A 22,305-nucleotide genomic window follows, 5' to 3' on the forward strand; every position below is an offset into this window, starting at 1 on the left:
CCGGTCCAATGGACAGTTTAGAGCGTACTTTTACCCTTTCTGAAATGAGCAAGACTCCCGCTTTCATTCCAACCATCGCCCATCGCATCTGGCAGGCATGGTGGCGGGATAAGGGCGTTTTACAAAGCGAAATTGAAACCAAACTCCGCGCAGCTCTTTGTCCTGAAGCTGTGCCCACCGCCTATGTGGCCCATCGCGGCGACACCTATCTGGGCAGTGCACTCCTGATCGAAAGCGATTTTGCCGCGCGTCCGCATCTCACCCCTTGGGTCGCTGCCGTCTGGACAGAAGAAGTCCACCGCCGCGAAGGCATCGGAACCGCTCTGGTCAAACGCATGGCGCAACTGGCGTTCGACAGTGGGTTCTCGCGGGCCTATCTGTGCGCGTCAGACGATAACACGCCCTTTTATGAGAAGATGGGATGGAAGGTGCTGGAGTACCACGTCAAGCAATTGAACGTGCTGGCACTGGACAAACCTAACTGATCATCAGCTGACTGGGTGTGACACCAAGACGTTTCTTGAAAGTCGAGCTCATATGCGCGTGGGAGGAAAACCCGCAGGCATAGGCCACATCGCTGAGACTTTCTGGCGACTTGGCCAGAAGCCTGCGCGCCCGCGCCACGCGCCGCTCCACCACATAATCATGGGGCGTTTTACCTGTGGCCGCTTTGAAGGCGCGATTGAAGAAGCCAGATGAAAGATCAACACAGCTTGCCAGATCTGAAATGGAAATCTGCTTGGAAAGCTGGGCTTCAACCAGCTCTTCAACGCGCTTAAGGCGCGCTTCTGTCATGGACGCGGAGGCTAGAGGCTCGTTCAACGTGCCTGCTTGCACCTGATCGACCACATCCAGCAGAGCAAAAAGCTGCACTTCCAGTTCCAGTACATCAGACAGCTCCCCCACCAGCAACGCCTTGCGCAGCTCATAGGCCGCTGTGATTGCCTCTTTCGAGATAGCGTGATTGAACCGTAAGGCATTTTCGTCCGGGCGCAGATGCTCTTCAGGAACCGTGAAGGTCAGATACTCGCCACCCCGTTCGCTTTCCGAGGTCACCGCACAGCCCTCAGGTACAAAGGCGAGGCTGTTGGGACGGGTCCAGAAATCAACCCGGCGATCGCTATTGAAGGAATGAACCCCACGCTGGCTCTCAAACGCAAACCCGACAGAGGCCTGAGCGGCAGTATAAGACACAGCATAGGCACTGCTTGGCAACAGCTGCACCTTCCACTTGCTGACAATATCCCGCCTTAAACTCATAGTCTCATGTATTTCAACAGGTTCCCACCGCCTGCCTCACACGCAGACGCCCTTATCTATAAGCTGAACTGCGGAGACCTGACAAGGAGACATCCGTAGAAGGGTGTTTAGGTCAGTATTTTGAAAGCCACCGGATTTGGCTGGCTCTACCATGGCGGCAAAGCATTTTGGTTTGTCATGAGGATTTTGAATGCCGTTGTTTTCTTTGCAAGATCTGGAAGCTGCTCACACCACAGTTCGTCAGTTTGTTCCTGAAACACCTGTTTACGCCTGGCCTCTGCTCAAGGAGCGGACCGGCGTTGATGTCTATGTGAAGCATGAGAACCATACACCAACTGGTTCTTTTAAAGCGCGAGGCGGGTTCACCTATGTTGATGCGCTGATGAAGTCTGGCGAAAAGCCGAATGGCTTGGTCACAGCCACCCGCGGCAACCACGGCCAGTCCGTTGCGCTTGGAGCCACCCGCAATGGCATCCCGTCTTACATTGTCGTGCCTGAAGGCAACTCGCAGGAAAAGAACGCGGCCATGCGCGCTTTCGGGGCCAACGTGATCATCGCAGGTAAGGATTTTGACGAGAGCCGCGTAGTTGCTCAGCAGCTGAAGGATGAGCATGGCTATCACATGGTGCCGCCATTCCATGAGAATCTGGTCAAAGGCGTTTCCACCTATGCCTTAGAGCTCTATCGCGCCATTGCGGATCTGGATGTGGTTTACGTTCCCATCGGCATGGGCTCAGGCATTTGCAGCCTGATCACCGTGCGCGATTTGCTGGGGCTGAAAACAAAGATCATCGGCGTAACGGCTCAAAACGCCAATGCATTCGCTCTATCCTTTGCTGCCGGAAAAGCAGTACAGACAGAAACGGCCAACACTTTCGCTGATGGGATGGCCTGCCGCGACCCGCAAACGCAGCCACTGGAGATTATCCTGAAAGGGGCAGAGGATGTGGTCAGCGTCAGCGAGACCCAGATCGCAGAAGCGATGATGGCCTATTACAAAGACACCCATAACCTCGCCGAAGGCGCCGGCGCAGCCCCACTGGCAGCCTTGATGGCCAACCGCACCAACCTGCAAGGCAAACGCGTCGCCACTATCCTCACCGGCGGCAACATCGACCTCACCACCTTCCTGAGTGTGATGAACGCTCACACGCAGGAAACCGGCGAACTGGCATCAGCCTGATGAGACAACAAGGAGAGGGGACATCCCTCTCCGACTTTACTAAGCCTACAGCCCCAGCTGCTCCTTCAGGCCGTTTATGAAGGTGGCGTCGTCGAGGGCTTTGCGGTTGTCGAGGAATTGGACGGCGTCGGGGCCGGCGCGGTAGCGCAGGGTGTCGGTGCCATCGGTGACGGCGGCGTAGATGACTTCTGCGACCACAATCGGGTCAGAGGACGGCATGTCACCGCTCATTGCACCGAAAAAGGCCTGTACCACGCCTTGGTATTCCGTCAGGCTTTCATCATTGGTGAAGTCGAAGGAGCGACCGGCGAAATCAGTGCGGATCATGCCCGGTTCTACGATCTTCATTTTGATGCCAGCTGCTTCCAGCTCGTAGTGCAGCGCTTCAGAAATGCCTTCAACGGCGAACTTGGTGCCGTGGTAGAGCGCGCCGAGTGGGAAGGTCATCTGACCGCCGATGGACGAGATGTTAACGATGGTGCCAGACTTGTTGGCGCGCAGGTGTGGCAGAACGCTTTTGGTCACCGCGATCAGACCAATCACGTTGGTTTCAAACTGGCGGCGGATTTTGTCCATGGAAAACGCTTCCAGCGGACCATAGGCACCGTATCCTGCGTTGTTGAGCAGCACGTCAATCTTGCCAAAACGCGCGATACCTTCTGCAACAGCAGCTTCAATGGACGCTTCATCGGTCACATCCAAGCGGGTGACGAGAGTGTTGTCGAGTTTGGTCAGCTCTTCTTCTTTTTTGGCTGCCGCATGGTGGCAATGACGTTCCAGCCTTTGTCGTGGAAGTACTTTGCCGTTGATTTGCCGATACCGGAAGATGCGCCAGTGATAAGGATTGTGTTGGACATGAGAAACTCCTGAAACCCTATGTGAAGCCTCTTTGCGAGAGACTTCATTTGTTGTTCTTGGTCCCTTTCAAATTAGGGATCGATCAGGAGTTACACAAAGCCATATCGCGCCAAATGACTCGCAAATGGCGCCAAATATCAATCTATCTCGCTATTCTTCTGACGGTCACGATGGCGGGCCACATTGTAACGGGTGCCACAACGTTTGGAGCAAAACCGCTGGCGACCTGACTTGGTGATGTCGTGAAACACCTCCTCACAGGGCGCTGCCTGACATACCCTGATCCGTTCCGGCGCGCCAGAAAGCAGAGCGAAAAATCCAAGCGCACTCCATGCTGTCAAACGCTGCTGAATTGGCACCTCACTTGCAAACTCAACTGCCGGTTTTCCTCGATGGTCGACGCCGATTGTCCACGAAACTTCAAGGGCATGTTCCAGAGCCTGCCAGATTTCAGCTTTATCCGGCGCGTCCGATGCCACGGCCAGAAAAGCAGCACGTAACAGATCCCGATGAGGAATCATGGCCTCTCCCAACACATCGAACTCAGCTTCACTTTTCACGTATGCCTTGAAGAAATGATCGGCAGAATCTGCCTGTGCCAACACATCCACAGGCTTGCCCATCGGGTCCCATGTGTTTGCAAGATCAATCGCAAATGCGCTCGCGTCATCGAGCGATGTCAATGTAAGCGGTATTTTCACTTTACAACATTACCTAATCATGAGTAAGTCTTATTATACAGAAAGAGGCTTACATATGAAACACTCCGATACTGCAGTCTGGCGGATGACCATTGTGATGGCTGCCTCTGGCTTCGCAATCACCATCATGAAACTGGCACTTCCGGCACTCACAGGTGCGTTTGGTCACTCCACCGCTGCTATCGGGTTGGTCGCAGGTTCCATTGCCGTTTCCTGGCCTTTGTTTGGTCTGCTCGTGGGATGGGGGTTGGATCGCTATGGCCGTGCTCCGGCCTTCAGGGCAGGGTTGATCATAGCGGCGATCGTTGCGGTTACATTCTTGATCAAGGCAGATGCCGGAAAGCACCTGCTGCTGCTTTGCACGCTTGGCGTATTGATCGGTGTGAGTGAAGTGCTGACTGAGACATCCAGTCAGACAATTTTGCCAGACCTTATCGGGCAAGAGCATCTGCACAAAGGTAACAGTATGTTGCAGGGGGCTAAGACCATCTCAGCTACACTTGGGGCACCTTTGGTTCTTGCACTGTTACTGGACTATTCCGTGCAAGGCATATTCCTCCTCGCTTTCATCGGTGTGATCCTGAGTTTTCTGGTTTTGCCCAGGCCCAAGCGTTTTATGCCTTCTACTCAGAAAGGGTTTCGCGGGTTCTTTGACGGGGCGAAACTGCTTTGGAAGCGGAGGGATTTACGGGCGTTTACAGTCCTTGTCACTTTAATGGCCACCTCATGGGGAGCATGGTTCACGCTCATTGTGCCGTTTGCTTTGCAACCTGAGCAACTGGATCTCGGCGCTTCCGGTGTGGGCTACCTTGTCACGGCTGTTGGGTGTGGGTCTCTTCTCGGGGCATTCGGCTATCAAAGGATCAGGAGTAAGCTGGGCGACACCGGGACACGCGCAATCGATGTGATAACCACACTGCTCTTTGTATTGGTGCCGGCGCTTGGTCTGGGCCTGACTTCTGTTTTGCTCTCCGCTGTGCTGGCGGGGATAGGTGGAGTAACATGGATGATCTCCATTGCCGCTTATCAGCAGCAAACCATCTCTGGCGAGGCACTTGGCCGAACGGTTGCTGCCTATCGTTGGATGGGGTGGTCTGGCTTTTTTGCAGGAGCCAGCCTCAGCGGGCTTTGTGCCGAAATGCTTGGTCTACAATCTGCCTTCCTGCTGTTCGCACTTCCCACTGTTGCTGCCGTCATCATCTTCTGGCGCACTGCCCCAGATCATGCACAACCAAGAGCTACACAAACGGCCGCTGATACGGCGTAATCTACGTTACGTTCGCAGCAAATGCGGAGGGCTGTTCGACCAATTACTGGCGGGCTGCGTTAACGGGTCGCAACTTCATTCCTGCTATTACAGGCTACAAAAAGCCACAGAGAAGTGGGTATTCTGGCTCAGCTGATTGGCAAAGTCCCGAAGGACAACAAGAACAATAAAGATTCCTGCCGCCGCAGCTGCCAGTATTTTGGAGCTGATTATGCAAAACGGACTGGAACACAGCACTGCTATGCACGAGCTTCCTGTCTCCCAGCAGCCGGAGGTCGACTATGTGCGCGTCCGCTTTGCAGGAGACTCGGGCGACGGCATTCAGATGACGGGCACGCGGCTGGCAGAAAGCGCGGCCAGATTTGGCAATGACATTGCAACCTTTCCTGATTTTCCAGCGGACATCCGTGCCCCAAGCGGCACGATCTATGGCGTTTCAGCTTATTCCCTCAACATCGGCCACACGGAAGTTGATACCTTCGGCGATGAAACCGATGCGCTTGTGGCGCTGAACCCGGCTGCCCTGCGTAAATATCTGGAAGGTGTGAAGCAGAACGGCCTGCTCATCATCGATATGGATGCGTTCACCGAACGGGCCATTGCCAAAGCAGGGTTTTCCGGTAATCCGCTAGAAGATGGCTCTCTCACCAGCTTCCGTGTTCTGCCACTGGAGATCACCAGCAACACAGAAAAGGCGCTGAAGGAGACCGGGCTTTCTGCCAAGGATGCCCGCCGCTGCAAGAACATGTGGACCCTTGGTCTCGTACTTTGGCTATTTGAGCGCTCCACCGCAGATGTTGAGCATTGGATTGAGCAGAAGTTCCACAAAAAGCCAGAGGTCGCCAAAGCCAACATCATGGCTCTGCATGCGGGTCACCTCTATGGCGAGGTAGCTGATCTGCCGCCGGATGTCTCCCGCTACCGCATTCAGCCAGCACCGCTGATGGAAGGGGAATACCGGTCCATCAATGGCAACGAGGGCATGGCCTATGGTCTTTATGCCGGTGCCACCCTTGCCAATCTTGAGTTGTTTTATGGCTCCTATCCAATCACCCCGGCGTCCCCATTGCTGCACACCATGGCAAAGCTGAAAGAGCTGGGTGCGATTTCGTTTCAGGCAGAAGATGAGATTGCCGCCATCTGCGCCGCCATCGGTGCGTCTTATGCTGGTCATCTGGGTGTGACCGGATCTTCCGGTCCGGGTATTGCGCTGAAGACAGAGGCGATCGGTCTTGCCATCATGACTGAGTTGCCATTGGTGATCGTGAATGTGCAACGCGGCGGGCCTTCCACTGGTCTGCCAACCAAAACGGAACAGTCCGATCTGTTCCAGGCCATCTGGGGCCGCAACGGTGATGCACCACTGCCCGTCATTGCGCCCGCCCATCCGGGTGAGTGTTTTGACATGGGTGTCGAAGCAGCCAAGCTGGCGACCAAACACATGACCCCGCTTATGGTGCTGACTGATGGCTACATCGCCAATGCCAGCGCTCCGTGGAAACTGCCGGACTTCAGCGATCCGGCCTATGAGCCGTTCCCCGTTGAGCAGGTTAAAGACCCGAACGGGTTCCTGCCTTATGACCATGATCCTGAGACCATGGCCCGCCCTTGGGCGGTGCCCGGCACGGCCGAGTTGATGCACCGCATTGGCGGGCTGGAGAAGCAGGCGGGCAGTGGCAACATCTCTTATGACGGTGAAAACCACCAGCTCATGACCCAGATCCGCGCACAGAAGCTGGAGGCGATTGCCAAGAGCATTCCGCCGCAGCATGTTGAATCCGGCAAGACCACCGGCAAGCTGGCTTTGCTGGGTTGGGGTTCCAGCTGGGGGCCAATCCGCGTGGCAGCCCGCCGTGCGGAGCTGGAAGGCAAATCCGTCTCTCACATTCACCTACGTCATCTCTGGCCGCTTCCGCCTAATCTGGAAGAGCTGCTTTCTGGCTTTGACCGGGTGATCATTCCGGAAATGAACAACGGGCAGCTGGCTACGGTGCTGCGCAGCCAGATGGACATTCCGGTTGAGAGCGTTTCCTGCGTGAAGGGACGTCCGTTCCTCGTTCGCGAAATTGCAAAAATCATCGACGACGCGCTGGGAGCTTAATCATGACTGATCTGAAACCAAAAGATTTCGCCAGCTCCCTTGATGTTCGCTGGTGCCCCGGCTGCGGTGACTACGCTGTTTTGAAAAGCCTGCACAAGATGCTGGCAGATACAGGCGCAAAGCTGGAAGACACGCTGTGTGTCTCCGGCATCGGCTGCTCCTCCCGCTTGCCATACTACATGGCAACCTATGGCTTCCATACAATCCATGGCCGCGCACCTGCCATCGCTTCAGGTGCCAAGCTGGCCAATCCGGAGCTGGATGTTTGGGTGTTCACTGGTGATGGTGACGGCCTATCCATCGGCGGCAACCATCTGCTCCATGCTCTGCGCCGTAATCTGGATATGCAGATCGTTCTGTTCAACAACCAGATCTACGGCCTGACCAAGGGCCAGTATTCGCCAACCTCGCAGAAGGGCGTTCGCACGCCGAGTTCTCCGGGTGGCACGGTGGAAATGCCGCTCAATCCGGCCCGTTTTGCCATTGGCGCTGGCTCCAAGTTCATCGCGCGCAGCATTGATACGCAGGCCAAAGTGCTTGGCCCTATTCTGGAGGCTGCCCGCACCTTTGATGGCACCGCGTTTGTGGAAGTGCTGCAAAACTGCGTGATCTTCAACGACGGCGTGTTTGATCACCTGAAGGACAAGAAGCAGGGGCCAGACCACACCATCGTGGTGGAGCATGGTCAGCCTATGGTGTTTGGCGCGAACAAGGACAAAGGCATCCGCGCAAAAGCAGGCGGCTTTGGATTGGAAGTCGTTTCACTGGAAGAGGGCGGCTGCACGGAAGCCGACTTGCTGGTGCATGATGAGACCAACCACGCACTGGCCGTTGCTCTGGCAGAACTGGGCGAGAAAGACGGTGAACCAACCGTTCTTGGCATCCTGTTCCGCGAGCCTGCCACCGAATTTGGCGCAGCCAGCCGCGTTGGCCTGCCAGAAAAACCACTGAGCACGAGTGAGAAACTCACCCGCCTCTCCGCAACCCTGCGCGCTGCCGAAACGTGGGATGTGGGAGAGGACGCGGCTTAAGCTTAAGGCAATCAATGCACTCAACGGAGCCTGATGGTTCTCCTTCTGGCTCCGCTAAACCTTCTCAAACCTCGCTCCCCTTCAGCTTAGGACGCTTATGCCTTGCTAAGCTCTGAGCAATTGATGAGTATGGACGCTCTTACATCCTTGGGGGAAACAACATGGAAAAAGTGACGGGCATCGGCGGGGTCTTCTTCAGGTCGAAAGATCCTGCAGCCATTGCTCAGTGGTACGAGCAGCATCTGGGTATCAATCTGGCGCCGACAAATATGGAAATGACGCCATGGGTCTCTAATGAGGGCGTCACCGTGTTTTCACCCTTCGCTGAGGACACGGATTATTTCCCGCCACAGAACAACTTCATGCTTAACTTTCGCGTGGCTGATCTGGATAAGATGCTCAACCAGCTTCGCGAGGCCTCCATCGAGGTCTCTCAGGAGCAAGCCATGGACGGTATTGGCCGCTTTGCCAGAATTCATGATCCGGAAGGCAATCCCATTGAACTTTGGGAACCTGTCGCTTAACGCGCCCTTCACGGTCAAAACCGGAAAGAGCCTGCGAATATAAGCATTTGCGGGCTCTTGTCTTGACAGAGTGTGGTTGGCCTCCCACGTCTGCGGCCAGAACAGATGCGGGGAACGGACATGACGCTTGAACAGATCTGGCAGGAGTATCGCGCAGCGCTCAAAGCGTTTTTGCATTCCAAGCTGAGCAATCCAGCGGATGTGGACGATCTTCTGCAGGACATTTTGATCAAGACATTCGAGAAGCGTGGTGAGCTGAAAGACCAGACCGCGCTCAAGTCCTGGCTGTTTCAGGTGGCCAATAATGCCATCATCGACCACTACCGCAAGAACGCCACACGCAGTGACACCTCCGCCGCTGAGGATTGGCACAAGCAGGACGCGGCCAGCATCGAGCAGGATCTGGCTGTGTGCATCCGCCCGTTCATCGCCTCATTGCCTGAGGACAGTGCCGAGCTGCTGACCCGTATTGATCTGGAGGGTATTTCGCAAAAGGATCTGGCCGCAGAGATGGGCATCAGCTACTCCACGCTGAAATCTCGCGTTCAGAAAAGCCGCAATCAGATGCGCAAACTCTATGAGGATTGCTGCAAGATGACGTTGGACACCAAAGGCCGTGTCGCGGATTATCAAGAAAAATCAGATAGCTGCAGAAACTGCGAGATTATTTTTAGTCTTTTCTCGTCCTCGTCCGTCTAACAGGCGAAACACAACGAGGATATAAAGATGCTCAAGATCATCAGCTATAAAATCTGCCCGTTTGTCCAGCGCGTGACTGCCATGCTGGAAGCTAAGCAGATGCTCTATCAGATCGACTACATCAGCCTGAAAGACAAGCCCGACTGGTTCCTGGAAATCTCTCCTAACGGACAAGTGCCAGTACTGATCACCAAGAACGGTACTGCCCTCTTTGAGTCTGATGCCATTGTCGAATACATCGACGAGATCGCACCGCCTTTGCATCCAGCGCTTTCACCGGAGCAGAAGGCCATTGAGCGGGCGTGGAGCTATCAAGCCGCCAAGAACTATCTGGTTCAGTGCAGCACCATGCGCAGCCATGACAGGGCAACACTGGAAGAGCGCGCCGAAAAGCTGGAGGCCCTGTTTGCCAAAGCCGAAAAGCAGATCTCGGGGGAGGGGTTCTTCTTCGGCCCTCAGCCCGGCAACGTGGATATGGCATGGTTGCCGCTGCTTCACCGGGCGGACATTATCCAGCGCCATGCGGGTTATGATTTCGTGAAGAACTTCCCCTCTGTGAAAGCTTGGCAAAAACGACTGCTGGCGACAGGTCTGGCAGAAAAGTCCGTTTCAGAAGACTTTGAAGAGCTGTTTGTCAACTTCTACCTCTCCGACCAGACTTATCTGGGCTCCGGGAAGTGCTGCGACTCTCCAAAGGAAGATGTCTGTAAAACAGGTGCTTGCTGTTAAGACGGAGAAACAAGAAGAGCGGCCCCAATCCGCTCTTCTTGGCAGAGCGGGTGTTACAGCGCTTTTTGCGCCGTCATCACGATCATGCCTCGTTCCACAAACTCGCTGACCAACTCAAGCCCGTGTGCCGCGAAGGCTCTCCGCACATCATCAGCAGAGAGCTTGATCTTCGGATAGGCACTGCGCTTCAGCTGCCAGCCGTCGTTGGTGCGCACATGAATGAGATCATGCACCATCACGTGCTGCTCCTGATCTTCCAGAAAACACATCATGATACGGTCTTCATCACTGTTCACCGGAATGAACCGATCTACACCGGTCGGCACATTACTCAGATCACGCCAGGAAAACACCAGTTTGCCACCGGGTTTCAGAACACTAGCTAGATCAGCTATCAGATCTTCCACTTCCTTCAGACTACCCAGGTGGGTGAGCGTGTCCCCCATACAAAGCGCAGCATCGACCGGCCTTGAGATGATCGCTGAGACATTGCGGATATCTTCGCGCAGACAGGTGATCCGGTCCCCATGGTCCCGCTGTTGCAGCTCCTTTAGCAGGTGAGGTGAGGTATCAACGGCAGTCACGTGCTCAAACCCCATTTGCACCAGCGCCATGGATTGGAAGCCAGAGCCAGCACCAAGATCAACCGCGGTTTGGCCTTGGCTGAGACCAGCCCGTTCCAGCAGCGCCCGTTGCTCAGCAACCTTTTCATCAAAAGGCATGCGGAACATCCATGTGTAATGTTCAGCCAACAGGGTCTCATAGTGATCTTCGTAGCTCATAAACAATCTCACACAATCTCTTGCGCCGATGACCTGTCCCTTTGAGGCTTGGATTGGTCATCCCGGCATGTAAATCCATAAAACAGAATTCGGCAGGCTTCCGATATGAGGTGGGTGCGCTCCATTTCTCCAACCAGAGAAAGACGGCCGTCCATTCCTTGCAGCATGTACAGTTTAATCATCAAAGATCCTGCCACGCCACAAACACAACACTATTGCTCGTCAGTGAAGCCTATCTCGTCACTCAAAACACGAATCCATTTTTTCAGAAAACACTTTGCGACATTACAGAATGAAAAAGACAGGCCTTTCTCTCATCGCCGCCACTTTACTCGGCAGCCTCACAGCTCTTCCAGCCTTCGCGCAACTGGATTGCAGCAACAAACCACCGTTGCAAGAGCGCTTCACCGTCAACGGCGCTTTGGTCAAGCAGACCGGATACGCTCTGGAATGGAAGCGGTGTGCTGAAGGCATGGCATGGGAAAGCGAGACGCAAACCTGTACCGGTGAGCCGCTGGAACTCACTCAGGATGTGGCCGCTTCCCACTTTGCGGAGAACACGGAGGGATGGCGTCTCCCGACTATCCGCGAACTTTACGGCCTTCTGGATTCCACGTGCGCTGAGAAGGAAGAGCTTCACGCCATCTTTCCGGACCTCGCAGCACATGCGTTCATCGACTATGCCGACTTCTGGTCCGCCACGGGTGATCGAAAGCTGGAAGGCATGTACTACTATCTGGACTTCGTCACCTACGCCCTCGACTTTCACAGCCAAGGCTACTCGCTCGCTGTTCGCGCCGTGCGCGACAGCAAGTAAGCCTCTCCTCAATGGCATTCTGCGTAGTGCTCTGACAGCAGGTTTCGCTCAGAGCGTCACAGCGCACTTTTAGGCCCGCGATACCTTCATTTCCCAGATGACCTTACCAAGGGATTCCCTCGCATTGAGGCTTGGTACTGTCATTTTTGGGCTTTTGACTCTGCTAAAAACGGCTTTCGATATGTTTCGGATAGGTGTTTTCCCGATTTTTCTTTCTCAATCTAATAAATTTTGCAGCATCATGATTTGCAATCTAAAGATGTAATAGTCATACAAAACAAACACTTGCAGCTGCAGTAAAAAGCAAGCCACTCAAAGGCTTCTTTCATCCCCGTCGCATACACAGAAAAGTGTAAGCAAGGGGGTTGAAGATCAAAGAAAAACAAGACTAATAGCGCGCAGGATTCTTGTAGATTAAACGCTTAACACTCAGAGTGCATTCTGAGAAATATTAGGCGGATTTCTTTAAAGCACTTTGCGACCAATAATAATGACGAAACGACCATTTTCACTGGCCGGGTTTGCCACCCTTTTTGCTCTTAGCCTGCCAGCCCCAACACTTGCCGAAGTCGATTGCAGCAACAAACCTCATATCCGAGACAGGTTCTCTGTAAGTGGCCCCTTTGTGAAGCAGCTGGACCAGCCATTGGAATGGAAGCGATGTGCTGAGGGCACCCGATGGGATTCAAAGAAGCGCCGCTGTTATGGCGAGCCGCTGCTGATCTCACAGGATCAGGCCGTGCTGCGCTTTGAGGACAACAAGAACGGCTGGCGCCTGCCAACCATTCAGGAACTCTTCAGCCTGCTCTACTCAACCTGCGCCAACAGGAAAGAGCTGCGCACGCTGTTCCCTGACCTGAGACTACCAATCTTCAGGGAATCCGCGCACTTCTGGTCCACCACGCAAGATGAAGACCTGACGCGCATGTACTACTATCTGGACTTCAAAAGCTACGCCCTCGATTTCCACAGCCAGGGCTACTCCCTCGCCGTCCGCGCCGTCCGCGACACCAACTAATCCTACTGAGCAAACAGGAAATGATCTTCCCACTCACTATGGGGGATCAGGTCGCCGCTTAGGAATTCCAGGGCGGTGACGAGGTTTGTGGTGGGGTTCCAGGTGCATTTGTAGGTGAGGTGGTACCATTCACCTTTGCTACGGAAGGCGGCGCCTTCTGCGGTGACGGTGTCGCCGAAGACCACCGGGTCTTTGTAGGCGAAGGCGACCACGCGTTCCGGGTTGAAGCTCTCATTCCAGAGATGGATCTGCTCCATCACTTCCAGATTACACAGCTGCTCACGCTGATCTGATGGGTCAAATAGAACCAGAGACTCTTTCAGCTCCTTGTTCTCCGGCGCTTCCAGCAGGCGGCCAAGCTGGAAGTTGTCTGCAATCACCGGCTGAGGGCCTTTAACTGACTCCTCCCGCACCACTGGCGGTGGCAGCTCCTGCGGTTTGTCCTCAACGATCGGGGCAGGGGAGAGGGAGGCCGTGGGTGGTTCCTCAACAACGGGCGGGGCGAACAGCTTTTCAAACTGGGCCGTGCCGATGAGTTCAACCCCAATGCTTTTGACAGGTCGGGCACGAAATCCACGAGGCAGGTTGGACATAGCGAGCAGCCAGAAGGCAAACAGATGCGCCAGCAGCGAGAAGGTGAAAAGCATCGTGTAGGTCTTGTTTGATCCTACAAATACATAGTCTGTTCGTTCTGCTTGCAGCACCTGCACGGAATCACACCTGCATCCTACCCCTGATTGCACCCAGAGTTGTGGCAGAACACGGCGAAAATCCGGCAGCCATCCCTCACATTTCACTTTACCCGCAACTGATTAGAGATTGTTGCCAGGGTTTGAAACCTGCGCACAGCGCATGGCAGGTATCGCGCCTCTGACAAGCTATTTTAGAATTATTTGACATTGCACAAATATGAATATTACATTCATGTTTATAAGGGGTGTTAATTGGGGAAGTTCGACCTCACTCCATCACACTGGTCGAATGTGCCTTCTGTACGAAGATAAAAATGAGCGGGGCCAAGCCTACGCCGACCGAGACCGAAGACATGCAGCAAACTCATACCATGCCGAACCTTCCCGGCGCTAAACTTGCCTTTTCCTGGGAAGCTTTTTTATCCCTCGGCTTCCGTCCGTTTTATATTGCCGGTGCGGCCTATGCAGCGATCAGCGTTCCGCTGTGGGTGGCTTCCATCATTGGCATTGTAGACATCAACGGCCCGCTGGACGGTGTGCTTTGGCATTCCCATGAGCTGATCTTCGGCTTTGCCGTCGCCATTCTCATCGGCTTTCTTTACACCGCCGTGCAAAACTGGACGGGGCGGAAAACGCCCAACGGCCTTGTGCTGGGTGGATTGCTGGGCATGTGGCTGGCAGCGCGCATTCTGTTGTTCGTTGGCAGTGGCCCGCTTGGTTCACTCGGTCAGATCATTGACCTTCTCTTCCTGCCGCTTGCCGCACTCGGCATAGCCATTCCGCTGTATCAGGCGAAAAACACGCGCAATTACTTCACCGTCGCTTTGCTGTTGGTGCTCGCAGTTGGCAACGGCCTGTTCCACGCCATTGCGCTGGATATGATCAGCTATGACGGGGCAGATGTGTTCCTGTGGGCCGTGGATGTCTTTGCGATCTTCATCACCGTGATCGGTGGCCGCATCATTCCGCTGTTCACCAACAACGCTCTGGGCGTAAGACGTGCGGTGCGCAGTCAACGTCTGGAAGACATCATTGGCCTTGGCATGGTGCTGCTGCTGGTCAGCGATATCTATTACGGCCTGACCTATGAAGCCGCAACTGTACGCGCTGTTGGTCTTCTGGTGCTGGCCGGTCTGCACTTCTTCAAGATGGGCCTGTGGCAGCCACAGATCACCTGGGGCAAGCCGATCCTCTGGATCCTGCCTGTGTCTTACGCTTGGCTTCCTATCGCCTTGCTTCTGCGGGCAGGGGCTCTGCTGGATATGCCGTGGGATCAGGTGCTGGCCGTGCATGCCATCACCGTTGGCTCCATGGCAGGCATGATGCTGGCCATGATGACCCGCAGTGCGCTGGGTCATTCCGGTCGGCCACTGGTACCAACATGGGTGGAGATCGCCATCTACTATCTCATCGTGGCCAGCGCTGCGGTGCGGGTATTCGGCATCCTGCTTTATCCGGAAGGGTACTTCGTGGTGCTTGGAGTTTCTGCCCTGTGCTGGGTGGGTGCCTTTGGCCTGTTCACCGGCAGGTATTGGGGCATCGTCACGCGGCCACGCTTTTAATCACTTCTCAAGAAGGCCCGGCATTGTCCGGGCCTTTTTCATTTCATATGCAATCAGACTATCAGCATCCCCTAATATATACTTATGCACTGTTGCTGATATATCGCAACGTCAATTTCTTTTTTGATCAAACAGTCAACTTACTTGATTTAACCAGTCAGACAGCTCAATACTTAAGCGGTTTCTTTATTAGAGATCTTTGATTGCCGATTTGACCCTTTCACATCGAGCCCAATTGCAGACAACCAGATATGACACCGCTTCTGGATCAGAGTATCAGCGATATTTTCCGGACCTTCATGAATGAAGAGCCGCTTGAAAACGCGTTGAAGCAACTGCAGACAAAGTACTCAGAGTTTCCCTTTGCCATCAACGTGCAGAGCCTGGTGGACAGTCACTACGACTATCGCAAGGTGCTCAATGTGGACCACACGTTCCATTCCACATTTGACCCGGTGGCGCACTTCAATCCGCTACCAGCCGTGTTCCGCAGTGTGGATATTGAGGGCCCGGTGCGCCCGCACCGTCATTTCCGCAAGGAAGATGTGCATCCGGATTACGTTGGTACCTTCATTGAAGCCAATAACAACATCGACCGCGCCATCACGCTGATGATCGATCGGCAGGATGGCCTGTGTTCTTATGTGAACATCTGCCTGCCGGATGGGGTGAGTGAGAAGGACGAAGATCAGCTCTATGAGGAAGTGAAGTTCCTGCAGCCTTACTTCCGCAACGCATTTCAGCTGGCATTGCAGCGCCGCATGCGCGAAGCGGTGGCGCCGACCAAGGATCTGGGCAAGTTCTGGCTGGAGCAGATGCCGTTCAGCGCGCTGGTGGTGGATGAGCACTGCTGCGTACAGGTGATGAACGGACGGGCAGAGCGGCTGCTGGGCAAGCACACCAATCTGCAGCTTGGCCGCTATATGCGCGTTTCCGCCAAGGCGCTGGATGAAGCAACAGCGCTGGAAAGTGCGATCAAACAGAGCATCTACACCAACACGCTGCCGTCACCAGTGATCATCCGCAATGAGTTTGGTCCGAACACGCTGGTTTTCATCCAGCCCATCGAGACCCAGAAGGACGCACCAGAGTATCTTTCGCAGTTTTTGGCCAGACCAAAATTCTGTCTTCTCATGGTGTTTGATCCGACCGATTTTGCCGATGTGCCCGATAAGATGATCAGCCATCTGCTGAATCTGACGCCGAAAGAAACCGAGGTTGTAAAGGCTCTGACCAACGGCGCGTCCACGAGAGACGCTGCTGATCTGCTCGGCATTTCTTACAATACAGCACGGAACCATATTGCAAACGTTTCAAGACGACTGGATGTTGGCTCGCAAACAGAGATCGTTCGGCTGGTGATGACAACGCTCTCCCGCTACCCCTGGCAGGCCTGATCCATTCTCATTCAGGGATTTCCCTCAGTGCCTTAAACGCACTCTCTCATTTTCATGCATCTGACATATTGAAGAGAAAAATAATCTGATATTTTCTTTAGATATATCAGAGCGTTACCCTTGAATTTTAGAGTTTTATGTTTTTCTGCAGAAAATTAGTGCAATTGCATCAAGTCGCCTCGGAAAATTCTGAGTAAATTTAACTCAGCAAACAAGAGGCGTCGGGAGCGCAGGTTTTCGGGGGCAGCCTTGGCACAGAAGGCACACCTTCAGCCGCAATTCGGTCCTTAAGTTTGCTGCTTGGTGGTTTGTTTGCTTGGGAAATGAACCACTCATATTGTTACAAATTATTGCCTAACCGGCTTAGCCTTCCATATTTCAAAAGGCGACGCCGGTCTTTTCTTGCTAAATTGAAGCCGCTGGATTGAACGCTGTCATCGCCCATGGCAGAGTGATCTTCTCCTCGTTCATCACGGTGCTCCTATGACCTCCTCAGATATTTCCGACGCTCTGACGTTCAAAACATTCTCTGCGCTTTTGCAGTCTGGTAAACCAATTGAAAATGCAGAGCTGGAGGCCTCGTGGCTGGAGGGGAAGGACCTGCGTGAAGTGGTGTTTCGCAACTGTAGTTTTGAGCCGGGCAGTGAGTTCAACGGCATCGACATGCGCGAGAGCATCTGGAAGGACACGCAGTTCCCGGCAGGCACCTTCAAAAGCTGCGACCTGCGGGAAGCCAAGTTTGAGAACTGCGGCTTTTACTATGCCGACACGCGCGGCGGCTCCTGTTTTCGCCACACGGACCTGAGCGATGTGGAGTTTCACAACTGCGATCTGCGGCTGACCATCTTTCCGTATTCAGAAATGTTCTGCATCGCCTTCCAGAACTGCCGTCTCACCGGTGCATCCTTGGAAGGCTGTGACTTTGGCAAAGTGGCTGGAAAGCACGCGCTCAAACCACGCGCGACCTTCTCCGATTGCCAGCTGAACTACGCAACCCTGTCCGATCTGGATCTGGAAGAGTGCATCATGACCGATTGCGATCTCACCAGCAGCAATCTGACCAACACCAACCTCACCAACGCAGACCTGAAACGCACTACACTTTCTGACGCTGAGACTGACGATCTGGATCTCACCTATGCAGATTTGAGGGGCGCAAACCTGGGCGCCATGTTCCTCACCAGCCTGCGCGGCTATCGCGGTATGGTCATCTCCGCCAGCCAGCAACACCTGCTGCTGCAGGGGCTGGGCATCAAAGTAGACCCGGACTGAGCCCCCGGAACACAAAAACCCCGCCTCGGTTGAGACGGGGTTTTAAGTTTATTGCCCGGAGAGTGTTTTGCTTATTTTGCAAGGCCTTTGATGCGTGCAACCAGATCAGCCAGTTTAGGTGACTTTTCTGCAAGCGCATCGTGCATTGGCAGAACTGCGCTGATGAACGGGCCTTTTTCTACTTCTACAAACTTCACTTCAAGCTTGGTTTTTGCAGCTTCAATCGCTTCAAGGGTCTGCTTGTTGTAAAGGTCGCGGTGGAAGTCCATCATTTCACGCGCCGCTGTTTTCAGGGCTTTCTGGCTGTCTGCTTCCAGACCATCCCACACTTTAGTGGAGATCATCAGCACGCCTGGGATCATGGTGTGTTCATCGCGGGAGTAGACTTTTGCAACTTCACCGTGACGCACGTCCACCAGAGCCTGCGGGTTGTTTTCTGCACCATCAACCACGCCCTGCTGCAGAGCGGAGTACAGCTCGCCGAAGGAGATTGGGGTTGGTGCGCCGCCGAGCAGTTCTACCATCTGGATAGCGGATGGAGATGGCTGCACGCGGATCTTCATACCCTTCAGATCTGCTGGGCTGTTGATCTCTTTGTTGGCGTAGAACGAGCGGGAGCCGTCCACCATGAAGGCAAGACCCACAAAGCCCTTGTCTTTGGAAGCCATAAAGACGTCTTCAGCAACATCTGAGGTCAGCACTTTGTAATAGTGCTCTTCGCTCTCGAAGATGTAAGGGAGGGTCAACGCGGAGTAAGACTCTTCAAAGGCTTCCATTTCTGCTGCGTTGGAACGGGCCATGTCCAGAAGGCCGTTCTGCATCAGTTCAACGGATTCACGCTGTGTGCCAAGCTGAGCATTTGCGAAAATGCGCATTTTAACATCGCCGCCGGAAAGCTCTTTCACACGCTTTGCCATGAACTCCAGAGAGATATGTGCCGGATTGTCAGTCGGCAGGTTGTGGCTGACTTTCAAGGTCTTTGCTTCTGCAACAGTAGCGCCCACCATAAGAGCAGATGTAAGCACAGCACCAATTAAATGAGACTTGCGGAACATTCTTCTAAATTCTCCCTTGAAGTACACAGACAAGAAGCATCTGGTACGGAATTCCCGAATTACGAAATGAGACCGAACTTCCCCTCGGCAACATCTCTTGCTGGTATTTCTGACCAATTTCATTAAAAGGTCAACCAAAATATCAATTCTAGGTGTTGGCACTGACAATTGGTCGCGCCTCTGACAACCTTGGAACTTTAAATAGAATAAAGATGATACAGATCACATAAACTGGAGCTTTTCTATGCGAGTTATGTTGTTTATGTATTTATTGCTATATGAAAGCCACTCTAGGCACCAATTCCCTCAAATACATCACTTATAACTTCACAAGGCATATAGATCACTCATATTATTTATAGATCAACTATCAAACACTCGATGCGATCCATCTGGAAATTGCCGACCAATACGCATTTAGATTTCGAGAAATTCTATAAATAGGTCGACCAAATGATATGATCAGTCCGCTTTTCGCTGCGCTTATAGCCCGAGAGATTCGGAAATTCAGCGCAGATTCCCTCTCAAAATAATTGGCTGACCAATATTCAGGATGGCCTTACCTCTGGCAGTGCGAAGGCCTTAGCAATTGTATCAGGGACAATATAAGGGTGCGTAAGATCGGTTTTTCCTCGCATCGCCTCACCAAATAGGAGATATATCAGCTTTCTGATTTATCCCTTTGTGAGGCTTTCCATGACACAGCACTGCGATTTTCTGGTTATCGGCGGCGGCATTGCCGGCATCAGCGCGGCCTCGCAACTGGCTGAGCATGCCAAAACCATTGTGCTGGAAATGGAAGAGGTGATTGGTCACCACTCCACCGGGCGCTCTGCCGCGATCTTCATTCGCAACTACGGCAATGCGGTCATCCGCGCGCTCAATGCGGCCTCTGAGCCAACACTCATGAACCCGCAAGGCATTTGCGACAGCACCGTGCTTTCGCTGCGCGGTCTGCTGATGTTGGCAGAAGAGGGGCAGGAAGATCAACTGGAGACCTTTGAAGAGGACGCCGTTGGTCTGGAAACCCGCAGCGCAGAGCAAGCGCTGGAGATGGTGCCGATCCTCGATCCGGATAAAGTCTCCTCCGCCCTTTATGAGCCCAACGCCTTTGATATCGACGTGGACCGGTTGTTTCAGGGCTATGCCCGCCTACTCAAATCCCGTGGTGGAGAGATCGTGCTCTCCGCGCCTGCCACAACAATCGAGCGTGCCAAGGATTGTTGGCAGGTCACCACCCCAAAGGGCGTGTTCACTGCGCCTGTTTTGATCAACGCCGCTGGCGCGTGGGCGGACAAGATTGCAGAACTTGCTGGTGTCACCACCATAGGCCTGACGCCGAAGCGCCGCACCGCCGCCATTCTACCCCTGCCAGAGGGCGTAGACAGCAGCAACTGGCCCCTGTTTGAAGGCGCAGCGGAACCATTTTACGCCAAACCTGAAGCGGGCAAGCTGCTTGTTTCACCCGTTGATGCTGATCCTGTTGAGCCCCATGACGCCTTCGTCGACGATATGGTGCTCGCAGAAGGGCTTTATCGGTTTGAAAATGCCGTCAACTTCCCCGTCACACGCGTGGAACACAGTTGGGCCGGCTTGCGCAGCTTCGTTGAAGACCGCAGCCCCGTCGTCGGCTTTGCACCAGATGCAGACGGTTTCTTCTGGCTGGCCGCTCAAGGCGGCTATGGCATCCAGACCAGCCCGGCGCTTTCCCGCCTCACCGCAGACCTCTGCCTCAATCGCCCCTCCGAACTGCCGGAGGAGATCGTGGCAGCTCTTTCACCACACCGTTTTACGTAAAAGCATAGGACTACCCCATGTCTGACATCACCCGTCTGAACAAAGGCCCACGCATGAGCCAGGCCGTCATTTACAACGGTATCGTACATCTTTCCGGTCAGGTCGACACCAACGGCAAAACCGCCGCCGACCAGACACGCGCTATTCTGGCAAACATCGAAACACTGCTGGAGGAAGCCGGCTCCAACAAATCCCGCATCCTGCAAGCCACCATCTGGCTGAATGATGTTGCTGACTTTGACGAGATGAACTCTGTCTGGGACGCATGGGTTGACCCACAAAACCCACCGGCCCGCGCCTGCGGCGAATGCAAACTCGCCCTAGACAGCCTCAAAGTAGAAATCCTCATCACAGCCGCCGCGGCTTGATTGCTCGCTCTATAGTCGACGCATGGGCTCATTTTGGCCCATGCCGATAGCTTCTAAATCAGCGCTTCAAGGATATAACTGAGGACATTTCTTAACACCATCGCTGATGCAATTTTAAATTGCATATAGTTATATATGCACCTAACCTTTTTCTTGTGCATTCTGCATTCATTTATAGAGTTAGCGACAATGAACAATACAGTTCTAGACCATTCAACCAATCTTGCCCCTTCAGTAGAAGAGAGCAACCAAATTACTGAATTCTTGAAACTGACGGTACCAGGCATCAGCCAAAGAGGCAGATTAGGAAGTTCCGTTGCAGTTAATGAGGCAGGGGTTATCGCTGTAGGAGCAAGTACAGCTGCCGAAGCAGACCTAATTCTATCTGGCTCTGTTACAGTCTTTCGTCCTCTAGGCGATGGCAGCTATGAGGAAGTATATATAGCTGCACCAGAAGATCTTGCCGAAGCTCAATTCGGCGAGGCAATAAGCATCATGAACGACGGTACGCTGATTGTTGGCGCTCCTCATGCCAGTCCAGATGGCTTCGTTCGAGGGGGCGCCGTCTATGTGTACCCAATTGGTAACGATGGATACTATTCTACCCCCATCAAACTAATAGCCTCAGACACCAGCCATGTTGACTTCTTCGGCTCCGCAGTCTCGGTAAATGAAAGTGGACAAATTGTAGTAGCAGCAAAGGGTGATGATGCAGACGGTGTCTATAACGCCGGTGCTATCTACGTCTTTACTCCTCAAGAAGATGGCAGTTACAAGGAACTAAAACTGAGTTCTCCTTCTGTAGCCGCCTACTTTGGTTCATCAGTCTCCATTAATGAGGACGGCCTTATTGCTGTCGGAGCTTCTGGCGAGCATGATTCAACAGGGGCTTTATACATCTACAAACCTACAGAGAGTGGATATGATAACCCAATCAAACTTGAAGTAGACGACCTATTTTTCTATGACCAGTTTGGAGCTGCTGTGTCAGTCAATGATGTTGGAGAGATTTTGGTGAGTCAGCCAGGCAACATGGTTGATGGAAAATATGTTGCAGGTTCTGTTTTGCTTTTCAAACCAGACCCGCAAGGAAACTACACTCAAAAAAAGAATTTACTGTATCCGATCCAGCTGATGGCCACATGTTTGGCTCCTCTGTCGCCATGAATTCTTCTGGTGTAGTCGTTATCGG

22 protein-coding genes and 1 pseudogene are annotated in these 22,305 nt (G+C 53.5%); 16 read left to right on the plus strand and 7 right to left on the minus strand.

The genetic code is table 11. From position 1 onward, the window contains the following. Nucleotides 1–8 precede the first annotated feature (8 nt). Entirely contained in the window at nucleotides 9–485 is a 477-nt protein-coding gene (locus QT397_01165) for a GNAT family N-acetyltransferase (GenBank protein ID WNZ53646.1), read from the plus strand. Here the strand turns inward: QT397_01165 and QT397_01170 are convergent. Then, entirely contained in the window at nucleotides 478–1,260 is a 783-nt protein-coding gene (locus QT397_01170) for an AraC family transcriptional regulator (protein ID WNZ53647.1), read from the minus strand. The genes QT397_01165 and QT397_01170 overlap by 8 nt on opposite strands. Before the next feature lie 190 nt (nucleotides 1,261–1,450). On the opposite strand from QT397_01170, the gene QT397_01175 reads away from it, so the two are divergent. Then, nucleotides 1,451–2,443 carry a threonine dehydratase gene (locus QT397_01175; GenBank protein WNZ53648.1) on the plus strand — a complete coding sequence of 331 codons (993 nt, stop codon included), beginning with the start codon at nucleotides 1,451–1,453 and terminating at the stop codon, nucleotides 2,441–2,443. Between the two features lie 45 nt (nucleotides 2,444–2,488). Here the strand turns inward: QT397_01175 and QT397_01180 are convergent. Both QT397_01180 and QT397_01185 read right to left on the minus strand, forming a co-directional pair. After that, nucleotides 2,489–3,300: pseudogene (locus QT397_01180) on the minus strand (SDR family oxidoreductase). 138 nt (nucleotides 3,301–3,438) lie between these two features. After that, nucleotides 3,439–4,002, minus strand: coding sequence for a CGNR zinc finger domain-containing protein (locus QT397_01185; GenBank protein WNZ53649.1), 564 nt, complete (start codon nucleotides 4,000–4,002; stop codon nucleotides 3,439–3,441). A 55-nt stretch (nucleotides 4,003–4,057) separates the two neighbouring features. On the opposite strand from QT397_01185, the gene QT397_01190 reads away from it, so the two are divergent. The 6 genes from QT397_01190 (at nucleotide 4,058) to QT397_01215 (ending at nucleotide 10,353) form a co-directional block, all read left to right on the plus strand. Next, nucleotides 4,058–5,269, plus strand: a complete 1,212-nt coding sequence (locus QT397_01190) for an MFS transporter (GenBank protein WNZ53650.1) — start codon at nucleotides 4,058–4,060, stop codon at nucleotides 5,267–5,269. 211 nt (nucleotides 5,270–5,480) lie between these two features. After that, on the plus strand, nucleotides 5,481–7,370 hold the full coding sequence (locus tag QT397_01195) for a 2-oxoacid:acceptor oxidoreductase subunit alpha (GenBank protein WNZ53651.1): 1,890 nt from the start codon (nucleotides 5,481–5,483) through the stop codon (nucleotides 7,368–7,370). Between the two features lie 2 nt (nucleotides 7,371–7,372). Further along, a complete protein-coding gene (locus QT397_01200) occupies nucleotides 7,373–8,401 on the plus strand; it encodes a 2-oxoacid:ferredoxin oxidoreductase subunit beta (protein WNZ53652.1) in 1,029 nt (342 codons plus the stop codon). Nucleotides 8,402–8,562: 161 nt separating this feature from the next. Next, the gene (locus QT397_01205) at nucleotides 8,563–8,925 is read left to right on the plus strand and encodes a VOC family protein (GenBank protein WNZ53653.1); all 363 of its coding nucleotides are present in this window, start codon (nucleotides 8,563–8,565) and stop codon (nucleotides 8,923–8,925) included. A 120-nt stretch (nucleotides 8,926–9,045) separates the two neighbouring features. Continuing rightward, complete coding sequence (gene sigZ / locus QT397_01210; GenBank protein ID WNZ53654.1) at nucleotides 9,046–9,624, plus strand: RNA polymerase sigma factor SigZ; 579 nt, start codon at nucleotides 9,046–9,048, stop codon at nucleotides 9,622–9,624. 27 nt (nucleotides 9,625–9,651) lie between these two features. Continuing rightward, complete coding sequence (locus QT397_01215; protein ID WNZ53655.1) at nucleotides 9,652–10,353, plus strand: glutathione S-transferase family protein; 702 nt, start codon at nucleotides 9,652–9,654, stop codon at nucleotides 10,351–10,353. A gap of 53 nt (nucleotides 10,354–10,406) precedes the next feature. Here QT397_01215 and QT397_01220 read toward each other — a convergent pair whose 3' ends face one another. Together QT397_01220 and QT397_01225 are read right to left on the minus strand one after the other, a co-directional pair. Then, nucleotides 10,407–11,135, minus strand: a complete 729-nt coding sequence (locus QT397_01220) for a class I SAM-dependent methyltransferase (GenBank protein WNZ53656.1) — start codon at nucleotides 11,133–11,135, stop codon at nucleotides 10,407–10,409. Between the two features lie 8 nt (nucleotides 11,136–11,143). Then, complete coding sequence (locus tag QT397_01225) at nucleotides 11,144–11,317, minus strand: hypothetical protein (protein WNZ53657.1); 174 nt, start codon at nucleotides 11,315–11,317, stop codon at nucleotides 11,144–11,146. Nucleotides 11,318–11,427: 110 nt separating this feature from the next. On the opposite strand from QT397_01225, the gene QT397_01230 reads away from it, so the two are divergent. Next, on the plus strand, nucleotides 11,428–11,952 hold the full coding sequence (locus QT397_01230; GenBank protein WNZ53658.1) for a DUF1566 domain-containing protein: 525 nt from the start codon (nucleotides 11,428–11,430) through the stop codon (nucleotides 11,950–11,952). A gap of 625 nt (nucleotides 11,953–12,577) precedes the next feature. Continuing rightward, nucleotides 12,578–12,970, plus strand: coding sequence for a DUF1566 domain-containing protein (locus QT397_01235; protein ID WNZ53659.1), 393 nt, complete (start codon nucleotides 12,578–12,580; stop codon nucleotides 12,968–12,970). Between the two features lie 2 nt (nucleotides 12,971–12,972). Here the strand turns inward: QT397_01235 and QT397_01240 are convergent, their stop codons facing one another. Continuing rightward, nucleotides 12,973–13,680, minus strand: coding sequence for a DUF930 domain-containing protein (locus tag QT397_01240; GenBank protein ID WNZ53660.1), 708 nt, complete (start codon nucleotides 13,678–13,680; stop codon nucleotides 12,973–12,975). A 296-nt stretch (nucleotides 13,681–13,976) separates the two neighbouring features. Here QT397_01240 and QT397_01245 point away from each other — a divergent pair, with 296 nt between their 5' ends. The 3 genes from QT397_01245 to QT397_01255 all read left to right on the plus strand — a co-directional run bounded on the left by QT397_01245 (nucleotide 13,977) and on the right by QT397_01255 (nucleotide 17,893). Continuing rightward, complete coding sequence (locus QT397_01245; protein WNZ53661.1) at nucleotides 13,977–15,224, plus strand: NnrS family protein; 1,248 nt, start codon at nucleotides 13,977–13,979, stop codon at nucleotides 15,222–15,224. A gap of 251 nt (nucleotides 15,225–15,475) precedes the next feature. Next, entirely contained in the window at nucleotides 15,476–16,621 is a 1,146-nt protein-coding gene (locus QT397_01250; protein ID WNZ53662.1) for a helix-turn-helix transcriptional regulator, read from the plus strand. Between the two features lie 483 nt (nucleotides 16,622–17,104). Further along, nucleotides 17,105–17,893 (plus strand): pentapeptide repeat-containing protein, encoded by a 789-nt coding sequence (locus tag QT397_01255; protein WNZ53663.1) that lies wholly within the window; start codon nucleotides 17,105–17,107, stop codon nucleotides 17,891–17,893. 71 nt (nucleotides 17,894–17,964) lie between these two features. Here QT397_01255 and QT397_01260 read toward each other — a convergent pair whose 3' ends face one another. Then, nucleotides 17,965–18,948, minus strand: a complete 984-nt coding sequence (locus QT397_01260) for a TRAP transporter substrate-binding protein (GenBank protein WNZ53664.1) — start codon at nucleotides 18,946–18,948, stop codon at nucleotides 17,965–17,967. 696 nt (nucleotides 18,949–19,644) lie between these two features. Here QT397_01260 and QT397_01265 point away from each other — a divergent pair. From QT397_01265 to QT397_01275, 3 genes are all read left to right on the plus strand, one after another. After that, a complete protein-coding gene (locus tag QT397_01265) occupies nucleotides 19,645–20,745 on the plus strand; it encodes an FAD-binding oxidoreductase (protein ID WNZ53665.1) in 1,101 nt (366 codons plus the stop codon). A 17-nt stretch (nucleotides 20,746–20,762) separates the two neighbouring features. Further along, a complete protein-coding gene (locus QT397_01270) occupies nucleotides 20,763–21,113 on the plus strand; it encodes a RidA family protein (protein WNZ53666.1) in 351 nt (116 codons plus the stop codon). A gap of 189 nt (nucleotides 21,114–21,302) precedes the next feature. Then, nucleotides 21,303–22,280: an FG-GAP repeat protein gene (locus QT397_01275; protein WNZ53667.1), complete on the plus strand. Its 978-nt coding sequence runs from the start codon at nucleotides 21,303–21,305 to the stop codon at nucleotides 22,278–22,280. Nucleotides 22,281–22,305: the final 25 nt, after the last annotated feature.

Source organism: Microbulbifer sp. MKSA007 (genome assembly GCA_032615215.1).
Classification (GTDB): Bacteria; Pseudomonadota; Gammaproteobacteria; order Pseudomonadales; family Cellvibrionaceae; genus Microbulbifer.

Coding starts and splice junctions, on each gene's coding strand:
- QT397_01165 (WNZ53646.1), top strand. CDS start 9: ATGGACAGTTTAGAGCGTACTTTTACCCTTTCTGAAATGAGCAAGACT.
- QT397_01170 (WNZ53647.1), bottom strand. CDS start 1,260: ATGAGTTTAAGGCGGGATATTGTCAGCAAGTGGAAGGTGCAGCTGTTG.
- QT397_01175 (WNZ53648.1), top strand. CDS start 1,451: ATGCCGTTGTTTTCTTTGCAAGATCTGGAAGCTGCTCACACCACAGTT.
- QT397_01190 (WNZ53650.1), top strand. CDS start 4,058: ATGAAACACTCCGATACTGCAGTCTGGCGGATGACCATTGTGATGGCT.
- QT397_01195 (WNZ53651.1), top strand. CDS start 5,481: ATGCAAAACGGACTGGAACACAGCACTGCTATGCACGAGCTTCCTGTC.
- QT397_01200 (WNZ53652.1), top strand. CDS start 7,373: ATGACTGATCTGAAACCAAAAGATTTCGCCAGCTCCCTTGATGTTCGC.
- QT397_01205 (WNZ53653.1), top strand. CDS start 8,563: ATGGAAAAAGTGACGGGCATCGGCGGGGTCTTCTTCAGGTCGAAAGAT.
- sigZ (WNZ53654.1), top strand. CDS start 9,046: ATGACGCTTGAACAGATCTGGCAGGAGTATCGCGCAGCGCTCAAAGCG.
- QT397_01215 (WNZ53655.1), top strand. CDS start 9,652: ATGCTCAAGATCATCAGCTATAAAATCTGCCCGTTTGTCCAGCGCGTG.
- QT397_01220 (WNZ53656.1), bottom strand. CDS start 11,135: ATGAGCTACGAAGATCACTATGAGACCCTGTTGGCTGAACATTACACA.
- QT397_01225 (WNZ53657.1), bottom strand. CDS start 11,317: ATGATTAAACTGTACATGCTGCAAGGAATGGACGGCCGTCTTTCTCTG.
- QT397_01230 (WNZ53658.1), top strand. CDS start 11,428: ATGAAAAAGACAGGCCTTTCTCTCATCGCCGCCACTTTACTCGGCAGC.
- QT397_01245 (WNZ53661.1), top strand. CDS start 13,977: ATGAGCGGGGCCAAGCCTACGCCGACCGAGACCGAAGACATGCAGCAA.
- QT397_01250 (WNZ53662.1), top strand. CDS start 15,476: ATGACACCGCTTCTGGATCAGAGTATCAGCGATATTTTCCGGACCTTC.
- QT397_01255 (WNZ53663.1), top strand. CDS start 17,105: ATGACCTCCTCAGATATTTCCGACGCTCTGACGTTCAAAACATTCTCT.
- QT397_01260 (WNZ53664.1), bottom strand. CDS start 18,948: ATGTTCCGCAAGTCTCATTTAATTGGTGCTGTGCTTACATCTGCTCTT.
- QT397_01265 (WNZ53665.1), top strand. CDS start 19,645: ATGACACAGCACTGCGATTTTCTGGTTATCGGCGGCGGCATTGCCGGC.
- QT397_01270 (WNZ53666.1), top strand. CDS start 20,763: ATGTCTGACATCACCCGTCTGAACAAAGGCCCACGCATGAGCCAGGCC.
- QT397_01275 (WNZ53667.1), top strand. CDS start 21,303: ATGAACAATACAGTTCTAGACCATTCAACCAATCTTGCCCCTTCAGTA.